Genomic DNA, 19,599 nt, shown 5'->3' with positions numbered 1-19,599 from the left:
AGTGAGCCTGCTCGCGATAGCGTCCTGTCAGTTGATGAAAATGTCGACTGATACGAAGCCATCGCGAGCAGGCTCACTCCTACAGTTGTTTTGTGTGTACCGGAAATTGGCAAAAGTGTCATGGCGTTCTACTACTAAGGTCGTCTGTTACCGCTCCCGCAGCCGCATACATTAGCTATGTTCCAACAATAATCTGTGCTGCGAGGATAAAAACAATGAACGACAGCATTTACCTCTCGATTCAAAACAGTCCCCGATTCAAGGAGCTGGTTCAGAAAAGGGAACGATTCGCCTGGATTCTCTCGGCAATCATGCTCGGGCTTTACTCCGCATTCATTCTGCTGATCGCATACGGGCCGCATATTCTGGGCGCGAAGATCAGTCCTGAATCATCCATTACCTGGGGCATCCCGATCGGTGTCGGGCTGATTCTTTCGGCATTCATCCTCACCGGTATCTACGTGCGCCGCGCCAATGGCGAGTTTGACGACCTGAACAATGCGATTCTCAAGGAGGCTCAGCAATGATCCGGCGTCTACTGGCTTTATTGAGTGTTGCCGCTTTCGCGCCGAGTGTCTGGGCGGCTGACGCGTTGACGGGTGAAGTGGCCAAACAGCCACTGAACATTCCAGCGATCCTGATGTTCGTCGCCTTCGTTGGCGCGACGTTGTACATCACCTACTGGGCCTCGAAGAAAAACAACTCGGCGGCCGACTACTATGCGGCCGGCGGCAAGATCACCGGTTTCCAGAACGGTCTGGCGATTGCCGGTGACTACATGTCGGCAGCGTCCTTCCTGGGGATTTCCGCGCTGGTGTTCACCTCCGGCTACGATGGCCTGATCTACTCGATCGGCTTCCTGGTGGGCTGGCCGATCATCCTGTTCCTGATCGCCGAGCGTCTGCGTAACCTGGGTAAATACACCTTTGCCGACGTGGCGTCCTACCGCCTCGGGCAAACCCAGATCCGCACCCTATCGGCCTGCGGCTCGCTGGTGGTGGTGGCGTTCTACCTGATTGCGCAAATGGTCGGTGCCGGCAAGTTGATCCAGCTGTTGTTCGGTCTGGACTACCACGTCGCGGTGATTCTGGTCGGTGTGCTGATGTGCATGTACGTGCTGTTCGGCGGCATGCTGGCGACCACCTGGGTACAGATCATCAAGGCTGTGCTGTTGCTGTCCGGTGCCTCGTTCATGGCGTTGATGGTGATGAAGCACGTAGGCTTCGACTTCAACACGCTGTTCTCCGAGGCGATCAAGGTTCACGCCAAAGGCGAAGCGATCATGAGCCCGGGCGGTCTGGTCAAGGATCCGATTTCGGCCTTCTCGCTGGGTCTGGCGCTGATGTTCGGTACCGCTGGCCTGCCACACATTCTGATGCGCTTCTTCACCGTAAGTGACGCAAAAGAAGCACGTAAGAGCGTGCTCTACGCCACTGGCTTCATCGGCTACTTCTACATCCTGACCTTCATCATCGGCTTCGGCGCGATCCTGCTGGTCAGCACCAACCCGGCCTTCAAAGATGCTGCTGGCGCGCTGTTGGGCGGCAACAACATGGCGGCGGTGCACCTGGCCAACGCGGTCGGTGGCAGTATCTTCCTCGGCTTTATCTCGGCGGTGGCGTTCGCGACCATTCTGGCGGTTGTGGCAGGCCTGACGCTGGCCGGTGCCTCGGCGGTTTCTCACGACCTGTATGCCAGTGTGATCAAGAAGGGCAAGGCGAACGAGAAGGACGAGATTCGTGTCTCGAAGATCACCACCATTGCCTTGGCAGTGCTGGCGATTGGCTTGGGCATTCTGTTCGAAAGCCAGAACATTGCGTTCATGGTGGGCCTGGCGTTCTCGATCGCGGCGAGCTGTAACTTCCCGGTACTGCTGCTTTCGATGTACTGGAAGAAGCTGACCACTCGTGGTGCGATGATTGGCGGCTGGCTTGGGCTGGTCAGTGCGGTTGGCTTGATGATCCTTGGCCCGACCATCTGGGTGCAGATTCTGCATCACGAGAAGGCGATCTTCCCTTACGAGTATCCGGCGTTGTTCTCGATGATCATTGCTTTTGTCGGGATCTGGTTCTTCTCGATTACTGATAAGTCGGCGGCTGCGGATAAAGAGCGGGCGCTGTTCTTCCCGCAGTTTGTGCGTTCGCAGACCGGGTTGGGGGCGAGTGGGGCGGTTTCGCATTGATCGCTTGATGCTTGTTTGAGTGTTTTGCTGAATGCCCCGGTTGAGAGATCGGGGCATTTTTTGTGGGCGGTTATCGGGCGGGCTGTGTTTTTTGTGTGGATCGTGTACATATCCGTTGCTGCGGTAGCGGCGGCTTAGGGTTTCGCCCTGACGGCGACTCACTTTTTTTCAAACGCCAAAAAAAGTAAGCAAAAAACGCTTGCTCCTACGTGCGGCCCGCTCGCTGGGGCTCGTGGTTCCTTCGTTGCGGGATCGATCCGGGCGCAGCGCCTACGGTTTGCTTCGCTGCACCTCCTCTCGCTGTGTTTGGCTTCGCCAAACGGTCGCTGCGCTCCCACGCCCGGATCAATCCCTCCACTCAGCCTTCCGACGTCGCTGGTGGATCAAGATCAAGAGCAGGCGAGCTGCCACTCGGCCTATTGAGTGGTGAAGAGCGGGTGGTCGGCTTTGGATTTGTGGTGGATTTGCCCCTCACCCCAGCCCTCTCCCGAGGGAGAGGGAGCCGATTTGTGGGCTTTTCAAAACCTGAGTTCAACGCGGTATCGCACGTCGGCGTAGCTCCCCCAAACACCTCAATCAGTCCCCTCTCCCTCCGGGAGAGGGCTAGGGTGAGGGGCTCTTGATCTGGCTTGTGATCTTGCTTTGGCTTTGGTTTCTGATCTTTTGCCCCTTTCGGCAGGCCGAGCGTAGGTGTTCATCCGGGGGGAGGCGCGCAGCGCCGTGCGGCGAAGCCGCATACATCGAGAGGAGGTGCAGCGAAGCAAACCGTAGGCGATGCCCCCGGATGGACACCGTAGCGAGGGAACACTGAGCCTCAGCGAAGTGCCGTACGCCAGGGGCAAAGCCTTTTGCTTACTTTTCGGCGTTTGGAAAAGTGAGTCGCTGTAAGAGCGAAACCGCCAGCGGCAGGACCCGAAGAAACGGATATAAACCCAATACCCAAAACCAGTCGGCCCACAGGCCGCTGAGACCACACAAACAAAAACGGCCCCTATATAAATAGAGGCCGTTCCCGGTACAACATTAAGACGTTATCGCAAGACAGCTCTTATTTACGGTCTTCCAGCTTGGAAATATCACGCGACTCGTAACCAGTGTACAGCTGGCGCGGACGGCCAATCTTGTACGGGCTGGAGAGCATTTCTTTCCAGTGGGAGATCCAGCCAACAGTACGTGCCAGCGCAAAAATCACGGTGAACATACTGGTCGGAATACCGATCGCCTTGAGGATGATCCCCGAGTAGAAGTCGACGTTCGGGTACAGCGAGCGTTCGATGAAGTACGGGTCGGTCAGCGCGATCTCTTCCAGGCGCATGGCCAGTTCGAGTTGCGGATCGTTGTTGATGCCCAGTTCCTTCAGTACTTCGTCGCAGGTCTGCTTCATTACAGTCGCGCGAGGGTCGCGGTTCTTGTAAACGCGGTGACCGAAGCCCATCAGTTTGAACGGATCGTTCTTGTCCTTGGCCTTGGCGATGAACTTGTCGATGTTCGAAACATCGCCAATTTCGTCAAGCATGGTCAAAACGGCTTCGTTCGCGCCGCCGTGGGCAGGGCCCCACAGTGCGGCGATACCGGCGGCGATACAGGCGAACGGGTTGGCACCCGAAGAACCGGCCAGTCGCACGGTGGAGGTCGAAGCGTTCTGCTCGTGGTCGGCATGGAGGATGAAGATCCGGTCCATGGCCTTGGCGAGCACCGGGCTGATCGGTTTGATCTCGCACGGGGTGTTGAACATCATGTGCAGGAAGTTTTCCGCGTACGTCAGGTCGTTGCGCGGGTACATCATGGGTTGGCCCATGGAGTACTTGTAAACCATCGCTGCCAGGGTCGGCATCTTGGCAACCAGACGGATCGCGGAGATTTCGCGATGCTGCGGGTTATTGATGTCGAGGGAGTCGTGGTAGAAGGCCGAGAGGGCGCCGACTACACCGCACATGACGGCCATTGGATGGGCGTCGCGACGGAAACCGTTGAAGAAGGTTTTCAGCTGCTCGTGAACCATGGTGTGGTTTTTCACGGTGCTGACGAACTGGGCCTTCTGTTCTGCGGTCGGCAATTCGCCGTTGAGCAGCAGGTAGCAGGTTTCCAGGTAGTCCGACTTTTCAGCCAGCTGTTCGATCGGGTAGCCGCGGTGCAACAGAATGCCGTTGTCGCCGTCGATATAGGTGATCTTCGACTCGCACGAGGCGGTCGACATGAAACCCGGGTCGAAAGTGAAGCGGCCCGTGGCCGTCAGACCCCGAACATCAATAACATCGGGACCAACGGTGCCGGTTAAAATGGGCAGCTCGACGGGGGCTGCGCCCTCGATGATCAACTGCGCTTTTTTGTCAGCCATGTGGCCTCCTATTTATGCTTGAACCATCAGACAGACCCCCCACGCAGGGCCCGCACCACTATAGTGAGATAAATTCGAATGTCAATTTGCCTAAAGTCTTGCTCCAGAAGGCTTTAAGCGCACTTTTTCCTCGAAATTGCCTGCCATTTACGCCTTTTATGCAACTTGTGCAATCAGCTATTGGGGGTAGGTGATTGCGTTGTCATTAGTAGCCTAACTGTCTATACTCGGCCACCGACCGCCAAGGGCTTTTGGGCTTGCTTTCATTGGGGGTCGCATCCCTGGGTGGTGGTTACCTGACCAGTGCACTCCCCAACAACTTTGCCCTGATTGTTAGGGGCTCTTCAGTGTGAAAAAAAAGCCGTGAAAAGCCAACGACCTGTAAACCTAGACCTAAGGACCATCAAACTCCCAGTCACTGCTTACACGTCCATTCTTCACCGTATCTCCGGTGTCATCCTCTTCGTGTGCCTTGCCATCATGCTTTATGCATTGGACAAGTCGCTGAGCTCCGAGGAAGGCTTCGGTCAGGTGAAAGCGTGTCTGACCAGTCCGCTAGCCAAGCTAGTGATTTGGGGCATCCTGTCCGCTCTGCTGTATCACCTGGTAGCCGGTGTGCGCCATTTGATCATGGACATGGGCATCGGTGAGACGCTGGAAGGCGGCAAACTGGGCTCGAAAATCGTTATCGCCGTTTCCGTGGTGGTAATCGTTCTGGCAGGAGTTTGGATATGGTAACTAACGTCACGAACCTGTCGCGTTCGGGCCTCTATGACTGGATGGCGCAACGTGTGTCTGCGGTCGTTCTCGCGGCTTACTTCATCTTTCTGATCGGATACGTCGTGGCCCACCCTGGCCTCGAGTATGCCCAGTGGCATGAACTGTTCGCCCACAACGGGATGCGTATTTTCAGCCTCCTGGCCCTTGTTGCTCTCGGCGCTCACGCCTGGGTCGGCATGTGGACCATCGCGACTGACTACCTGACGCCAATGGCGTTCGGCAAGTCCGCAACGGCGATACGTTTCCTTTTCCAGGCAGTATGCGGCGTTGCGATGTTCGCTTACTTCGTCTGGGGTGTGCAGATTCTCTGGGGTATCTGAGTCATGGCTAACATTCCAACGATTTCTTTCGACGCCATCATTATTGGTGGTGGCGGTGCCGGCATGCGCGCTGCGCTGCAACTGGCACAGGGCGGTCACAAGACTGCCGTGATCACCAAGGTTTTCCCGACCCGTTCGCACACTGTATCGGCTCAGGGCGGCATCACGTGCGCAATCGCGTCCGCTGACCCGAACGATGACTGGCGCTGGCACATGTACGATACCGTCAAGGGTTCCGACTACATCGGTGACCAGGACGCTATCGAATACATGTGTCAGGAAGGCCCGGCTGCTGTTTATGAGCTGGACCACATGGGCATGCCGTTCTCGCGTACCGAACAGGGCCGTATCTACCAGCGTCCGTTCGGTGGTCAGTCCAAGGACTACGGCAAAGGCGGGCAGGCTGCCCGTACGTGCGCCGCTTCCGACCGTACCGGTCACGCGCTGCTGCACACCCTTTATCAGGGCAACCTGAAAGCCGGTACCACGTTCCTGAACGAGTACTACGCTGTCGACCTGGTGAAAAACCAGGAAGGCGACTTCGTCGGTGTGATCGCGATCTGCATTGAAACCGGCGAAACCACCTACATCCGCGCCAAGGCCACCGTATTGGCTACCGGCGGTGCAGGTCGTATCTACGCTTCCACCACCAACGCCCTGATCAACACCGGTGACGGCGTCGGCATGGCTCTGCGTGCTGGCGTGCCGGTACAAGACATCGAAATGTGGCAGTTCCACCCGACCGGCATCGCCGGCGCCGGTGTACTGGTTACAGAAGGTTGCCGTGGTGAAGGTGGTTACCTGATCAACAAGCACGGCGAGCGTTTCATGGAGCGTTATGCTCCGAACGCCAAAGACCTTGCCGGTCGTGACGTGGTTGCTCGCTCGATGGTTAAAGAAATCATCGCCGGCAACGGTTGCGGTCCGAATGGCGACCACGTACTGCTCAAACTCGACCACCTGGGCGAGGAAGTGCTGCACAGCCGTCTGCCAGGCATCTGCGAACTGTCGAAGACTTTCGCACACGTTGACCCGGTTGTTGCTCCGGTTCCGGTTGTTCCGACTTGCCACTATATGATGGGCGGCGTTGCCACCAACATTCATGGCCAGGCGATCACCCAGGACGCTGAAGGCGTCGACAAGATCATCCCTGGTCTGTTCGCTGTGGGCGAAGTGGCTTGCGTATCGGTTCACGGTGCCAACCGACTGGGCGGCAACTCGCTGCTCGACCTGGTGGTATTCGGCCGCGCTGCCGGCCTGCACCTGGAAAAAGCGCTGACCGACGGCATCGAATACGACGACGCTACCGAAGCCGACATCGAAGCTGCCTTGTCGCGTTTGAACGCGCTGAACAGCCGTACTGATGGCGAAGACGTGGCTACCCTGCGTCGCGAACTGCAAAACTGCATGCAGAACTACTTCGGTGTATTCCGTACCGGCGAATACATGCAGAAAGGTATCGCTCAGCTTGCTGACCTGCGTACCCGCATCGCCAACGTGAAAATCAACGATAAGTCGCAGGCGTTCAACACTGCTCGTATCGAAGCGCTGGAACTGCAAAACCTGCTGGAAGTGGCTGAAGCTACCGCCATCGCCGCTGAAGTCCGCAAAGAGTCGCGCGGTGCTCACGCCCGCGAAGACTTCGAAGACCGTGACGACGAAAACTGGCTGTGCCACACCCTGTACTTCCCGGGTGACAAGCGCGTCACCAAGCGTGCCGTGAACTTCTCGCCGAAGACTGTTCCGACTTTTGAACCTAAGATTCGGACTTATTAAGGGTGGCCGCCATGTTGCAAGTCAGCGTTTATCGTTACAACCCTGATCAGGACGCCGCGCCGTTCATGCAGGAATTCCAGATCGATACCGGTGGTAAAGATCTGATGGTGCTGGACGTACTGGCCCTGATCAAAGAGCAGGACGAAGGTTTCTCCTATCGTCGCTCTTGCCGTGAAGGCGTTTGTGGTTCCGACGGCATGAACATCAACGGCAAGAACGGTCTGGCGTGCATCACGCCGCTGTCTGCGGTTGTAAAAGGTAACAAGTTGGTTGTTCGTCCACTGCCAGGTTTGCCGGTTATCCGTGACCTGGTCGTCGATATGAGCATCTTCTACAAGCAATACGAGAAGGTGAAGCCTTACCTGCAGAACGACACGCCGGCTCCGGCCATCGAGCGTCTGCAGTCGCCGGAAGAGCGCGAAAAGCTCGATGGTCTGTACGAGTGCATCCTGTGCGCTTGCTGCTCGACCTCTTGCCCGTCCTTCTGGTGGAATCCGGACAAGTTCCTGGGTCCAGCTGCACTGCTGCAAGCTTATCGCTTCCTCGCAGACAGCCGTGACACCAAGACCAACGAGCGTCTGGCTTCGCTCGATGACCCGTTCAGCGTCTTCCGCTGCCGGGGCATCATGAACTGCGTCAACGTATGTCCGAAAGGCCTGAACCCGACTAAGGCCATCGGTCACATCCGTAACATGCTGCTTTCGAGCGGCGTGTGATTCAGCTGCTGTAACCGCTGCACCGTAGAGGCTGTGGCGCGGGCTTCAACCCGCGTCATGGCTATAACCAGAGCAGTAGCCATAAGCTGCGGCTCTTATTTTGAAGAAATGAGACAAGCAGGGGCATCCGGGCTGGTACCCGGACTATCAGTGTGATCCTAAGTGGCTTGTTTTAGTCGCTGCATTCGGACTTCTGCAAGTTTGCTCGGTGTCGACATCGATGGTGTTCCCCTAACCGAGGGTGACCAAGCATGCAAGAAAGCGTGATGCAGCGCATGTGGAACAGCGCCTACCTTTCAGGTGGAAACGCTGCCTATGTGGAAGAGCTTTATGAGCTCTACCTGCACGACCCTAACGCTGTGCCAGAAGAGTGGCGCACCTACTTTCAGAAGTTGCCTGCCGACGGCAACTCTGCCACTGATGTTTCGCACTCGACAATTCGCGATCATTTCGTGCTGCTGGCAAAGAACCAGCGCCGCGCTCAACCGGTTTCCGCCGGCAGCGTGAGCAGTGAGCACGAGAAGAAGCAAGTTGAAGTGCTGCGATTGATCCAGGCCTACCGTATGCGTGGCCACCAGGCAGCCCAGCTTGACCCGCTGGGGCTGTGGCAGCGTCCTGCACCTGCAGACCTGTCGATCAATCATTACGGCTTGACCAATGCCGATCTTGATACGACCTTCCGTGCCGGCGACCTGTTCATCGGCAAAGAGGAAGCGAGCCTACGCGAAATTCACGAAGCGTTGCAGCAGACATATTGCCGCACCATCGGCGCTGAATTTACGCACATCACCGATTCCGAGCAGCGCCAGTGGTTCCAGCAGCGTCTGGAAAGCGTGCGTGGTCGTCCGACGTACTCCGCCGACATCAAGAGCCACCTGCTTGAGCGCGTGACCGCCGGTGAAGGCCTGGAAAAATACCTGGGCACCAAATACCCGGGCACCAAGCGTTTCGGTCTGGAAGGCGGCGAAAGCCTGATTCCGATGCTCGACGAACTGATCCAGCGTTCCGGTTCCTACGGCACCAAGGAAGTCGTCATCGGCATGGCCCACCGTGGCCGTCTGAACGTGCTGGTCAACACCTTCGGCAAGAACCCGCGCGAGCTGTTCGACGAGTTCGAAGGCAAGAAGAAGGTCGAGCTGGGTTCCGGTGACGTTAAATACCACCAGGGCTTCTCGTCCAACGTGATGACCGCCGGCGGTGAAGTTCACCTGGCCATGGCGTTCAACCCGTCCCACCTGGAAATCGTTTCCCCGGTGGTCGAAGGTTCGGTTCGCGCCCGTCAGGATCGTCGTAACGACCCGACCGGTGAGAAGGTTCTGCCGATCTCCATCCACGGTGATGCTGCATTCGCAGGTCAGGGCGTGGTCATGGAAACCTTCCAGATGTCGCAGACCCGCGGTTTCAAGACCGGCGGTACCGTGCACATCGTGATCAACAACCAGGTCGGTTTCACCATCAGCAACCCGCTGGACTCGCGTTCTACCGAGTACGCCACCGACGTTGCCAAGATGATCCAGGCGCCGATCCTCCATGTGAATGGTGATGATCCGGAAGCCGTGTTGTTCGTGACCCAGTTGGCCATCGACTACCGCATGCAGTTCAAGCGTGACGTGGTGATCGACCTGGTCTGCTACCGTCGTCGCGGCCACAACGAGGCCGACGAGCCAAGCGGCACCCAGCCTCTGATGTATCAGCAGATCACCAAACAGCGCACCACTCGTGAGCTGTACGCTGATCGTCTGACCCAGGGCGGTGTGCTGGACGCTGAGCGTGTTCAGGCCAAGGTCGACGAATACCGCAACGCGCTGGACAACGGTCTGCACGTAGTGAAATCGCTGGTCAAAGAGCCGAACAAAGAGCTGTTCGTGGACTGGCGTCCGTATCTGGGCCACGCCTGGACTGCGCGTCACGACACTCGCTTTGATCTGAAGACCCTGCAAGAACTGTCCGCCAAGCTGCTGGAAATTCCGGAAGGCTTCGTGGTTCAGCGTCAGGTCGCGAAGATCTACGAAGACCGTCAGAAAATGCAAGCCGGCGGCCTGCCGATCAACTGGGGTTACGCCGAAACCATGGCGTACGCGACCCTGGCGTTCGAAGGTCACCCGATCCGGATGACTGGTCAGGACATCGGCCGCGGTACGTTCTCGCACCGTCACGCTGTGTTGCACAACCAGAAAGACGCAGGCACCTACATTCCGCTGCAGCACCTGTACGACGGTCAGCCGCGTTTTGATCTGTACGACTCGTTCCTGTCGGAAGAAGCGGTACTGGCGTTCGAATACGGTTACTCGACCACCACGCCGGATGCGCTGGTGATCTGGGAAGCCCAGTTCGGCGACTTCGCCAACGGTGCACAGGTTGTAATCGACCAGTTCATCACCAGCGGCGAGCACAAGTGGGGCCGTCTCTGCGGTCTGACCATGTTGCTGCCACACGGTTACGAAGGTCAGGGCCCTGAGCACAGTTCGGCACGTCTTGAGCGTTACCTGCAACTGTGCGCCGAGCACAACATTCAGGTCGCCGTCCCGACTACGCCAGCACAGATCTACCACTTGCTGCGTCGTCAGGTAATTCGTCCGCTGCGCAAGCCGCTGATCGTGCTGACGCCGAAGTCGTTGCTGCGCCACAAGCTGGCCATCTCGACCCTGGAAGATCTGGCCGAAGGTTCGTTCCAGACCGTGATCCCGGAAATCGATGCACTGGACCCGAAAAAGGTCGAGCGCGTTGTTCTGTGTAGCGGCAAGGTCTACTACGACCTGCTGGAAAAACGCCGTGCCGAAGGCCGTGAAGATATCGCTATCGTGCGTATCGAGCAGCTGTACCCATTCCCTGAGGACGACTTGAAAGAAGTCCTGGCTCCATACACCAACGTCAAAAATGCCGTTTGGTGTCAGGAAGAGCCGATGAACCAGGGCGCCTGGTACTGCAGCCAGCACCACTTGCGTCGCAGCATCGGGAACCTCGACAAGTCTCTCGTACTTGAGTACGCGGGCCGTGAGGCTTCTGCTGCACCTGCTTGTGGTTACGCATCGATGCACGCCGAGCAGCAGGAAAAACTCCTGCAAGACGCGTTTACCATTTAACGCCTTCGCGCACCTGAAACCGAATTTAAGGAACCACAGATAATGGCTATCGAGATCAAAGCCCCCACTTTCCCGGAATCGGTTGCCGATGGCACCGTTGCCACCTGGCACAAAAAACCGGGCGACGCTGTCAAGCGCGACGACCTGATCGTCGACATCGAAACCGACAAAGTCGTACTGGAAGTTCTGGCTACCGCTGATGGCGTGCTGGGCGCAATCGTCAAGAACGAAGGCGACACCGTTCTGTCCGACGAAGTGCTGGGCTCCATCGAAGCGGGCGGCGCTGCTGCCGCAGCTCCAGCCGCCGCTGTTGCTCCGGCCGCTGCTGCCGCTGCCCCGGCTGCTGCTGAAGGCGAAGACGATCCTGTTGCTGCTCCTGCTGCGCGCAAGCTGGCTGAAGAAAACGGCATCAACATCGCTTCCGTTGCCGGCACCGGCAAGGGCGGTCGTGTGACCAAGGAAGACGTAGTCGCTGCTGTTGCTGCCAAGAAAGCCGCTCCGGCTGCCGCGCCTGCCAAGGCTGCTGCTCCTTCGGCCGCCGCTCCTGTGTTCGCCGCTGGCGACCGCATCGAGAAGCGCGTACCGATGACCCGCGTTCGCGCCACCGTGGCCAAGCGTCTGGTTGAAGCTCAGTCGAACATGGCGATGCTGACCACTTTCAACGAAGTCGACATGACCGAAGTCATGGCTCTGCGTTCGAAGTACAAGGACCTGTTCGAGAAGTCCCACAACGGCGTACGCCTGGGCTTCATGTCGTTCTTTGTGAAAGCGGCTACCGAAGCGCTGAAACGCTTCCCAGCTGTTAACGCATCGATCGACGGCGCTGACATCGTTTACCACGGCTACGCGGACATCGGCGTTGCCGTTTCCAGCGACCGTGGCCTGGTGGTTCCGGTTCTGCGTAACGCCGAGCTGATGAGCCTGGCTGAAATCGAAGGCGGCATCGCAACATTCGGCAAAAAAGCCCGTGACGGCAAACTGTCGATGGACGAGATGACCGGTGGTACCTTCACCATCACCAACGGTGGTACCTTCGGTTCGATGATGTCGACCCCGATCGTCAACCCGCCGCAGGCAGCGATTCTGGGCATGCACAACATCATCCAGCGTCCTATGGCCATCAACGGTCAGGTCGTTATCCGTCCGATGATGTACCTGGCACTGTCCTACGATCACCGTCTGATCGATGGCAAAGAAGCTGTGACTTTCCTGGTGACCATCAAGAACCTGCTGGAAGATCCGGCTCGTCTGTTGCTGGATATCTGATAGAAGCAGTCGCGGGCTTCAGGTTTCAAGTTGCAGGAAAGGGCAGCTTGGCTTGGAGCGCGCGGCTTGAAGCTTTTCGCTAAAGAGGATTTTTTGAATGTCGCAGAAATTTGACGTAGTAGTGATCGGTGCTGGCCCTGGTGGCTACGTGGCTGCCATCAAGGCGGCGCAGCTGGGTCTGACCACTGCCTGCATCGAGAAGTACACCGACGCTGAAGGCAAGCAAGCCCTGGGCGGCACCTGCCTGAACGTGGGCTGCATTCCTTCCAAGGCACTGCTCGACAGCTCCTGGAAATACAAGGAAGCGAAAGAAAGCTTCAACGTTCACGGTATCTCGACTGGCGAAGTCAAAATGGACGTCGCTGCGATGGTTGGCCGCAAGGCTGGCATCGTCAAGAACCTGACCGGCGGCGTTGCTACCCTGTTCAAGGCCAACGGCGTTACTTCGATCCAGGGCCACGGCAAACTGCTGGCTGGCAAGAAAGTCGAAGTCACCAAGCCAGACGGCTCGGTTGAAGTCATCGAAGCTGAAAACGTGATTCTGGCGCCAGGCTCGCGTCCGATCGACATTCCACCGGCTCCGGTTGATCAGAAAGTCATCGTTGATTCGACTGGCGCACTGGAATTCCAGACCGTACCTAAGCGTCTGGGCGTGATCGGCGCTGGCGTGATCGGTCTGGAACTGGGTTCGGTATGGTCGCGTCTGGGTTCTGAAGTGGTTGTCCTGGAAGCGCTGGACACCTTCCTGATGGCAGCGGACACCGCTGTTTCCAAGGAAGCGCTGAAAACCCTGACCAAACAAGGTCTGGACATCAAACTGGGCGCTCGCGTAACCGGCTCGAAAGTCAACGGCGACGAAGTCGTTGTGAGCTACACCGACGCCAACGGCGAACAGACCATCACTTTCGACAAGCTGATCGTAGCCGTTGGTCGCCGTCCGGTGACCACTGATCTGCTGGCTTCCGACAGCGGCGTGACCCTCGACGAGCGCGGTTTCGTGCACGTTGACGATCACTGCGCGACCACCGTGCCGGGCGTTTTCGCCATCGGTGACGTGGTTCGCGGCATGATGCTGGCTCACAAAGCTTCGGAAGAAGGCATCATGGTTGTCGAGCGCATCAAGGGCCACAAAGCCCAGATGAACTATGACCTGATCCCTTCGGTTATTTATACTCACCCGGAAATCGCGTGGGTTGGCAAAACCGAGCAGGCCTTGAAAGCTGAAGGCGTTGAAGTTAACGTCGGCACCTTCCCGTTCGCCGCTTCCGGCCGTGCCATGGCCGCCAACGATACCGGTGGTTTCGTCAAGGTCATCGCTGATGCCAAGACTGACCGCGTATTGGGCGTGCACGTGATTGGCCCGAGCGCTGCAGAACTGGTTCAGCAGGGCGCGATCGGTATGGAATTCGGCACCAGCGCTGAAGATCTGGGCATGATGGTTTTCTCCCATCCGACCCTGTCTGAAGCCTTGCATGAAGCTGCTTTGGCAGTGAATGGCGGCGCCATCCACATTGCCAACCGCAAAAAGCGTTAACAGACAATAAGAAACCACGGCGGTAACGGCCCGTCGTGAGCCTTGCGAGCAAGTCTCACCGCGGAATGTCCGCTGGACGCAGTCTTGCGTAGCTCAGCTACGCAAGCAGCAGTCACAGGTGGCGCGGCACTCAAACGAGCGCAGCGCCGAATGCGCAGTACCTAACGAAGACGGTAAAAAGCATGAATCTTCACGAGTATCAGGGTAAGCAGCTGTTCGCTGAATACGGCCTGCCAGTTTCCACTGGTTACGCAGTAGACACCCCGGAAGCAGCAGCAGAAGCTTGCGACAAAATCGGCGGCAGCGAGTGGGTTGTCAAAGCCCAGGTCCACGCCGGTGGTCGCGGTAAAGCGGGCGGCGTCAAGCTGGTTCGCAGCAAAGAAGACGCCAAAGCCTTCGCACAGCAGTGGCTGGGCAAGCGTCTGGTGACTTACCAGACTGACGCCAATGGCCAGCCAGTCACCAAGATCCTGGTTGAATCGTGCACTGATATCGCTAAAGAGCTGTACCTGGGCGCTGTCGTTGACCGTTCGAGCCGTCGCATCGTGTTCATGGCTTCCACCGAAGGTGGCGTGGACATCGAGAAAATCGCTCACGACACTCCAGAAAAAATTCTCAAGGCCACTATCGATCCACTGGTTGGCGCTCAGCCATTCCAGGGTCGCGAGCTGGCATTCCAGCTGGGTCTGGAAGGCAAGCAGGTTGCTCAGTTCGCCAAGATCTTCGTAGGTCTGGCCAAGCTGTTCAAGGATCACGACCTGGCTCTGCTGGAAGTGAACCCGCTGGTGATCAAGGCTGACGGCGATCTGCACTGCCTGGACGCCAAGATCAACATCGACGCCAACGCCATGTACCGTCAGCCTAAGCTGAAGACTTTCCACGATCCGTCGCAAGACGATCCGCGCGAAGCGCACGCTGCCAAGTTCGAACTGAACTACGTAGCACTGGAAGGCAACATCGGCTGCATGGTCAACGGTGCTGGCCTGGCCATGGGTACCATGGACATCGTCAACCTGCATGGCGGCAAGCCAGCAAACTTCCTCGACGTAGGTGGTGGCGCTACCAAAGAACGCGTAACTGAAGCGTTCAAGATCATTCTGTCCGACACCAACGTCGCTGCAGTACTGGTCAACATCTTCGGCGGCATCGTTCGCTGCGACATGATTGCCGAAGGCATCATCGGCGCTGTGAAAGAAGTCGGCGTGAAAATCCCGGTTGTTGTTCGCCTTGAAGGCAACAACGCTGAGCTGGGCGCTAAAGTACTGGCAGAAAGCGGTTTGAACATCATCGCTGCTACCAGCCTGACCGACGCTGCTCAACAAGTTGTCAAAGCTGCGGAGGGCAAATAATGAGCGTCCTGATCAATAAAGACACCAAAGTTATCTGCCAGGGTATTACCGGTTCGCAAGGTAGTTTCCACACCCAGCAAGCCATCGAATACGGCACCAAGATGGTTGGTGGCGTAACGCCTGGCAAAGGCGGCACCGAGCACCTGGGTCTGCCAGTGTTCAACACCGTCAAAGATGCAGTAGAAGCCACTGGCGCTACCGCCTCCGTTATCTACGTTCCGGCTCCTTTCTGCAAAGATTCGATCCTGGAAGCGGCATTCGGCGGCATCAAGCTGATCGTTTGCATCACCGAAGGCATTCCTACCCTGGACATGCTGGACGCTAAAGTTAAGTGCGACGAGCTGGGCGTAGTCCTGATCGGCCCTAACTGCCCAGGCGTTATCACTCCGGGCGAGTGCAAGATCGGCATCATGCCAGGTCACATTCACTTGCCAGGCAAGGTCGGTATCGTTTCGCGTTCCGGCACCCTGACCTACGAAGCTGTGAAGCAGACTACTGACGCCGGTTTCGGTCAGTCGACTTGCGTCGGCATCGGTGGTGACCCGATCCCGGGTTCGAACTTCATCGACATCCTGAAGCTGTTCCAGGAAGACCCGAAGACCGAAGCGATCGTGATGATCGGTGAGATCGGCGGTTCGGCTGAAGAAGAAGCGGCTGCCTACATCAAGGCACACGTGACCAAGCCGGTTGTTTCCTACATCGCTGGTGTGACTGCTCCTCCGGGCAAGCGCATGGGCCATGCTGGCGCAATCATCTCTGGCGGCAAAGGCACTGCAGACGAGAAATTCGCTGCGCTGCAAGACGCAGGCGTTAAAACCGTGCGTTCGCTGGCAGACATCGGCAAGGCCCTGGCCGAGCTGACCGGTTGGGCTGTCAAGTAAGCCTCGCGCTTAGCTGACGCTTCACCAAACAAAGGCCACCTTCGGGTGGCCTTTGTCGTTTCTGGCATTCGCTGATTTATAGGCTTGCCCCCAATTACATGCAAAAACGCGACACGGAAACGTCGCGTATCGGATAGTTCGCCCTCTAACAGTGCGTTTGTAAGCCAAATTCGTTAGGCTAGCAGCCATTTTTGCGTCTGCCGCCCACAAGGCATGCAACGCGCTTTAAGGGTCAGTCCCATACGGATCGACAGCATTTCCCTAATTACACAGGGCAATCCCCCTCTAAATTCCGATTCAGTAGTGTGGTATTACCTTAATGAAAGTTTTGAAAGGTCAGGACATCCTGGCACTTGGCTTTATGACATTTGCCCTGTTCGTTGGGGCTGGAAACATCATTTTCCCGCCGATCGTTGGCTTGCAGGCCGGACCTCACGTCTGGATGGCCGCGCTGGGCTTCCTGATCACTGCGGTCGGTCTGCCGGTGATCACCGTCGTTGCACTGGCCAAGGTCGGTGGGGCAATGGATGCGCTGAGCAGCCCGATCGGCAAGATCGCTGGCGGCATTCTGGCGGCGGCGTGCTATCTGGCGGTCGGCCCGTTGTTCGCCACCCCGCGTACCGCGACCGTATCGTTTGAAGTGGGTCTGGCGCCGCTGACCGGCGAAAGCCCGCTGGCGCTGTTCCTCTACAGTTCGGTGTACTTCCTGCTGGTGTTCTTCATCTCGCTCTACCCAGGGCGTTTGCTGGACACTGTTGGCCGCTTCCTCGCGCCGTTGAAAATCATCGCGCTGGCAGTGCTGGGTATCGCTGCATTCGCCTTGCCTGCGGGTGACATCGGCCACGGCACGCCGGAATACGTGGCGGCACCGTTCTCTCAAGGGTTCATCAATGGTTACCTGACCATGGATACCCTGGGTGCACTGGTGTTCGGCATCGTCATCGTTAACGCGATCCGCTCCCGTGGCGTCGAGTCGCCGGCGCTGATCACCCGTTACGCGATCATCGCCGGCCTGATTGCCGGTGTCGGTCTGGCGCTGGTGTACGTCAGCCTGTTCCGCCTCGGTTCCGGCAGTCACGAAGTGGCAGCAGGCGCGACCAACGGCGCGGCGGTATTGCATGCGTATGTGCAACACACCTTCGGTTCGCTGGGCAGCGGTTTCCTCGCGGTGCTGATCTCGCTGGCGTGTCTGGTGACGGCGGTCGGTCTGACTTGTGCCTGTGCCGAATACTTCAGCCGTGTGTTGCCACTGTCCTACAAGACCCTGGTGATCATTCTGGCGGCGTTCTCGCTGCTGGTGTCCAACCTGGGCCTGACCAAGCTGATTGCTTTCTCGATCCCGGTGCTGACCGCGATCTATCCGCCGTGCATCGTGCTGGTGGCGCTCAGCTTCTGCAAAGACTTCTGGCATGAGCACGGCCGGATTCTCGGCCCGGTGATGCTGGTGTCGTTCGTGTTCGGCACCATCGACGCGCTGAAAGGCGCTGGTCTGGCCGGCTGGATGCCATCGCAACTGTCGCACCTGCCGCTGAGCGAGCAGGGCCTGGCATGGCTGGTGCCGTGCGTGATGACCTTGGTGGTCGCGGTGGTTTGCGATCGCCTGCTGGGCAAGCGCAGCGAAGCCGTTGCCTGACGTTGTCTGACCCGCCAAAAGCGGGTCTTCAACGTTTAAACAGAAATGCCCCGTATCAATCGATACGGGGCATTTTTTATGTGCGTCAGGCAGTGTCTTTTTCCCTAGGCTAACGTCGAAGGATTGCCGAAATCTCAATGTGGGAGCGAGCCTGCTCGCGAAAGCGGCGTATCGCGCAACATTGATGACGGCTGACACACCGCTATCGCGAGCAGGCTCACTCCTACAGGTACAGCATCCGCATCTCACAAGGAATTGCATGTCGTTCATCCAAGCCAACCTGATTCACTTGCTCGCCGCCATCTGGTTTGTCATCTGCTGGGGCGGTTATACCCGTTATGCCTCCTGGAAGGGGCGCGATACAGCGTGCCTGGCCAGCGTGCTGCACTTGTACCGTGAAGACTGGATGCGCCGCATGCTGCTGCGCGACAACCGCATTGCCGATGCCAGTGTGATCGGCAATCTGGAACGCAATGCCTCCTTCTTCGCTTCCAGCACGCTGATCATCCTCGCCGGTATTCTTACCGTGCTCGGTGCATCCGAGCGGGCGGTGTCGTTGCTGGCAGACATCCCGATGGTGCAGCAGGCGTCGCAGGGCATGTCGGAAATCAAGTTGCTGTGTCTGGCGATGGTGTTCGTCTATGCCTTCTTCACCTTCAGTTGGTGCATGCGTCAGTACAACTTCGCGGCCGTGTTGGTTGGCTCGGCGCCAATGATCGGTGAGCGACATGTTTCCGAACAGGAGCGCAAGGCGTTCGCTGCGCGGGCGGCGCGGGTGATTTCGATGGCGGCCAACCAGTTCAACTTCGGGCTGCGCTCTTACTACTTCGGCATGACCATGCTGGCGTGGTTCGTCAGCCCGTGGCTGTTCATGCTGATGAGCGCCGGTGTGGTATTGGTCTTGTACCGCCGCGAGTTTCATTCCGACGTTCTCGATGTCATGGTCTATACCCCTACAGAAGCCCCCCTTCCCGAAACAAACAAAGAGGTCGCTTGATGAGTATTCCGTTCTGGTGTGTGTTTATCACTGCGCTGTTGATTTATATCGCGCGTATGCCGGTGGGCAAGGCGATGAAAGAACAGGGCGGTTACAACAACCACTTGCCGCGCCAGCAACAAGCGCAACTGACCGGTTACGGCGCGCGAGCGCTGGCGGCGCATCAGAATACGATTGAAGCGTTCATGTTGTTTGCGGTCGGTGTGTTGATGGCGCACACCACTCAAACGGCAGGATGGCTGATCGATACATTGGCAATCGTTTTTGTTATCGCGCGGATCCTCTACTTGTGGCTCTATCTGGCCGACCAGCCCAAGCTGCGCAGCCTGGTTTGGGTAGTTGGCGTACTGTGCTCGCTGTTACTGATGATTAGTCCGACTTTTAGAACTGTCTTGCTCTAAGGAGAGCCTGGCGCTAAATGACAGGCAAAAGAAAACCCGCACTTGGCGGGTTTTCTTTTTTCTGCAGCAAAAAGCGAATTATTGCTTCTTGGCAGCTTCTTCTTGAGCAGCGGCGTTCGATTCAGCCTGAGCTTTGGCAGCTTCGGCGTTTTCTTTCGCAGCGTCGTTCACTTTATCCTGAGCTTTGTTCATGTCTTGCTGAGCTTGTTCAGCATGTTGGTTGGCATCTTGAGCTTTGTCCTCGGATTTTTTATCGCAGGCAGCGAGACCGAGGGAAGCGGTCAACATCAAGGCAATAGCAAAAGTCTTACGCATGGGGTGTTTCTCCTTATGGAAAATAACT

At 57.5% G+C, this 19,599-nt stretch carries 16 protein-coding genes; 14 read left to right on the top strand and 2 right to left on the bottom strand.

Annotated elements, in window-relative coordinates:
* The first annotated feature begins 215 nt into the window (after positions 1–215).
* Both GTU76_RS09635 and GTU76_RS09630 read left to right on the top strand, forming a co-directional pair.
* Positions 216–527 carry a DUF485 domain-containing protein gene (locus tag GTU76_RS09635; RefSeq protein WP_016987516.1) on the top strand — a complete coding sequence of 104 codons (312 nt, stop codon included), beginning with the start codon at positions 216–218 and terminating at the stop codon, positions 525–527.
* Positions 524–2,182 carry a cation acetate symporter gene (locus GTU76_RS09630; RefSeq protein ID WP_016987517.1) on the top strand — a complete coding sequence of 553 codons (1,659 nt, stop codon included), beginning with the start codon at positions 524–526 and terminating at the stop codon, positions 2,180–2,182. The genes GTU76_RS09635 and GTU76_RS09630 overlap by 4 nt, the downstream gene beginning before the upstream one ends.
* A gap of 1,048 nt (positions 2,183–3,230) precedes the next feature.
* Here the strand turns inward: GTU76_RS09630 and gltA are convergent.
* Positions 3,231–4,520 carry a citrate synthase gene (gltA, locus tag GTU76_RS09625; RefSeq protein WP_007919904.1) on the bottom strand — a complete coding sequence of 430 codons (1,290 nt, stop codon included), beginning with the start codon at positions 4,518–4,520 and terminating at the stop codon, positions 3,231–3,233.
* A 363-nt stretch (positions 4,521–4,883) separates the two neighbouring features.
* Between gltA and sdhC the strand changes: the two genes are divergently transcribed.
* The 12 genes from sdhC to GTU76_RS09565 all read left to right on the top strand — a co-directional run bounded on the left by sdhC (position 4,884) and on the right by GTU76_RS09565 (position 19,256).
* A complete protein-coding gene (gene sdhC / locus GTU76_RS09620; protein WP_016773673.1) occupies positions 4,884–5,258 on the top strand; it encodes a succinate dehydrogenase, cytochrome b556 subunit in 375 nt (124 codons plus the stop codon).
* A complete protein-coding gene (gene sdhD / locus GTU76_RS09615) occupies positions 5,252–5,620 on the top strand; it encodes a succinate dehydrogenase, hydrophobic membrane anchor protein (protein ID WP_003222999.1) in 369 nt (122 codons plus the stop codon). The genes sdhC and sdhD overlap by 7 nt, the downstream gene beginning before the upstream one ends.
* A gap of 3 nt (positions 5,621–5,623) precedes the next feature.
* Positions 5,624–7,396: a succinate dehydrogenase flavoprotein subunit gene (gene sdhA / locus GTU76_RS09610; RefSeq protein ID WP_008077944.1), complete on the top strand. Its 1,773-nt coding sequence runs from the start codon at positions 5,624–5,626 to the stop codon at positions 7,394–7,396.
* Positions 7,397–7,407: 11 nt separating this feature from the next.
* Positions 7,408–8,112, top strand: coding sequence for a succinate dehydrogenase iron-sulfur subunit (locus GTU76_RS09605; RefSeq protein WP_008077942.1), 705 nt, complete (start codon positions 7,408–7,410; stop codon positions 8,110–8,112).
* Between the two features lie 251 nt (positions 8,113–8,363).
* The gene (locus GTU76_RS09600; protein WP_016987865.1) at positions 8,364–11,195 is read left to right on the top strand and encodes a 2-oxoglutarate dehydrogenase E1 component; all 2,832 of its coding nucleotides are present in this window, start codon (positions 8,364–8,366) and stop codon (positions 11,193–11,195) included.
* A 42-nt stretch (positions 11,196–11,237) separates the two neighbouring features.
* Positions 11,238–12,461, top strand: a complete 1,224-nt coding sequence (odhB, locus tag GTU76_RS09595) for a 2-oxoglutarate dehydrogenase complex dihydrolipoyllysine-residue succinyltransferase (protein WP_180698504.1) — start codon at positions 11,238–11,240, stop codon at positions 12,459–12,461.
* 97 nt (positions 12,462–12,558) lie between these two features.
* Complete coding sequence (gene lpdA / locus GTU76_RS09590) at positions 12,559–13,995, top strand: dihydrolipoyl dehydrogenase (protein WP_180698503.1); 1,437 nt, start codon at positions 12,559–12,561, stop codon at positions 13,993–13,995.
* A 182-nt stretch (positions 13,996–14,177) separates the two neighbouring features.
* A complete protein-coding gene (gene sucC, locus GTU76_RS09585; protein WP_007919879.1) occupies positions 14,178–15,344 on the top strand; it encodes an ADP-forming succinate--CoA ligase subunit beta in 1,167 nt (388 codons plus the stop codon).
* Positions 15,344–16,225 carry a succinate--CoA ligase subunit alpha gene (sucD, locus tag GTU76_RS09580; RefSeq protein WP_008082972.1) on the top strand — a complete coding sequence of 294 codons (882 nt, stop codon included), beginning with the start codon at positions 15,344–15,346 and terminating at the stop codon, positions 16,223–16,225. Before sucC ends, sucD begins: the two co-directional genes overlap by 1 nt.
* A 319-nt stretch (positions 16,226–16,544) precedes the next feature.
* A complete protein-coding gene (gene brnQ / locus GTU76_RS09575) occupies positions 16,545–17,858 on the top strand; it encodes a branched-chain amino acid transport system II carrier protein (RefSeq protein WP_016987868.1) in 1,314 nt (437 codons plus the stop codon).
* A gap of 259 nt (positions 17,859–18,117) precedes the next feature.
* Positions 18,118–18,855, top strand: coding sequence for a DUF599 domain-containing protein (locus GTU76_RS09570; RefSeq protein WP_016987869.1), 738 nt, complete (start codon positions 18,118–18,120; stop codon positions 18,853–18,855).
* Complete coding sequence (locus GTU76_RS09565; protein WP_007919869.1) at positions 18,855–19,256, top strand: MAPEG family protein; 402 nt, start codon at positions 18,855–18,857, stop codon at positions 19,254–19,256. The genes GTU76_RS09570 and GTU76_RS09565 overlap by 1 nt, the downstream gene beginning before the upstream one ends.
* A 78-nt stretch (positions 19,257–19,334) precedes the next feature.
* On the opposite strand, the gene GTU76_RS09560 is transcribed toward GTU76_RS09565, so the two are convergent.
* Positions 19,335–19,571: a hypothetical protein gene (locus GTU76_RS09560; RefSeq protein WP_007919867.1), complete on the bottom strand. Its 237-nt coding sequence runs from the start codon at positions 19,569–19,571 to the stop codon at positions 19,335–19,337.
* Positions 19,572–19,599: the final 28 nt, after the last annotated feature.

This window comes from Pseudomonas crudilactis (assembly GCF_013433315.1).
GTDB lineage: Bacteria > Pseudomonadota > Gammaproteobacteria > Pseudomonadales > Pseudomonadaceae > Aquipseudomonas > Aquipseudomonas crudilactis.
This window is presented reverse-complemented; position numbering and strand designations above follow the sequence as displayed.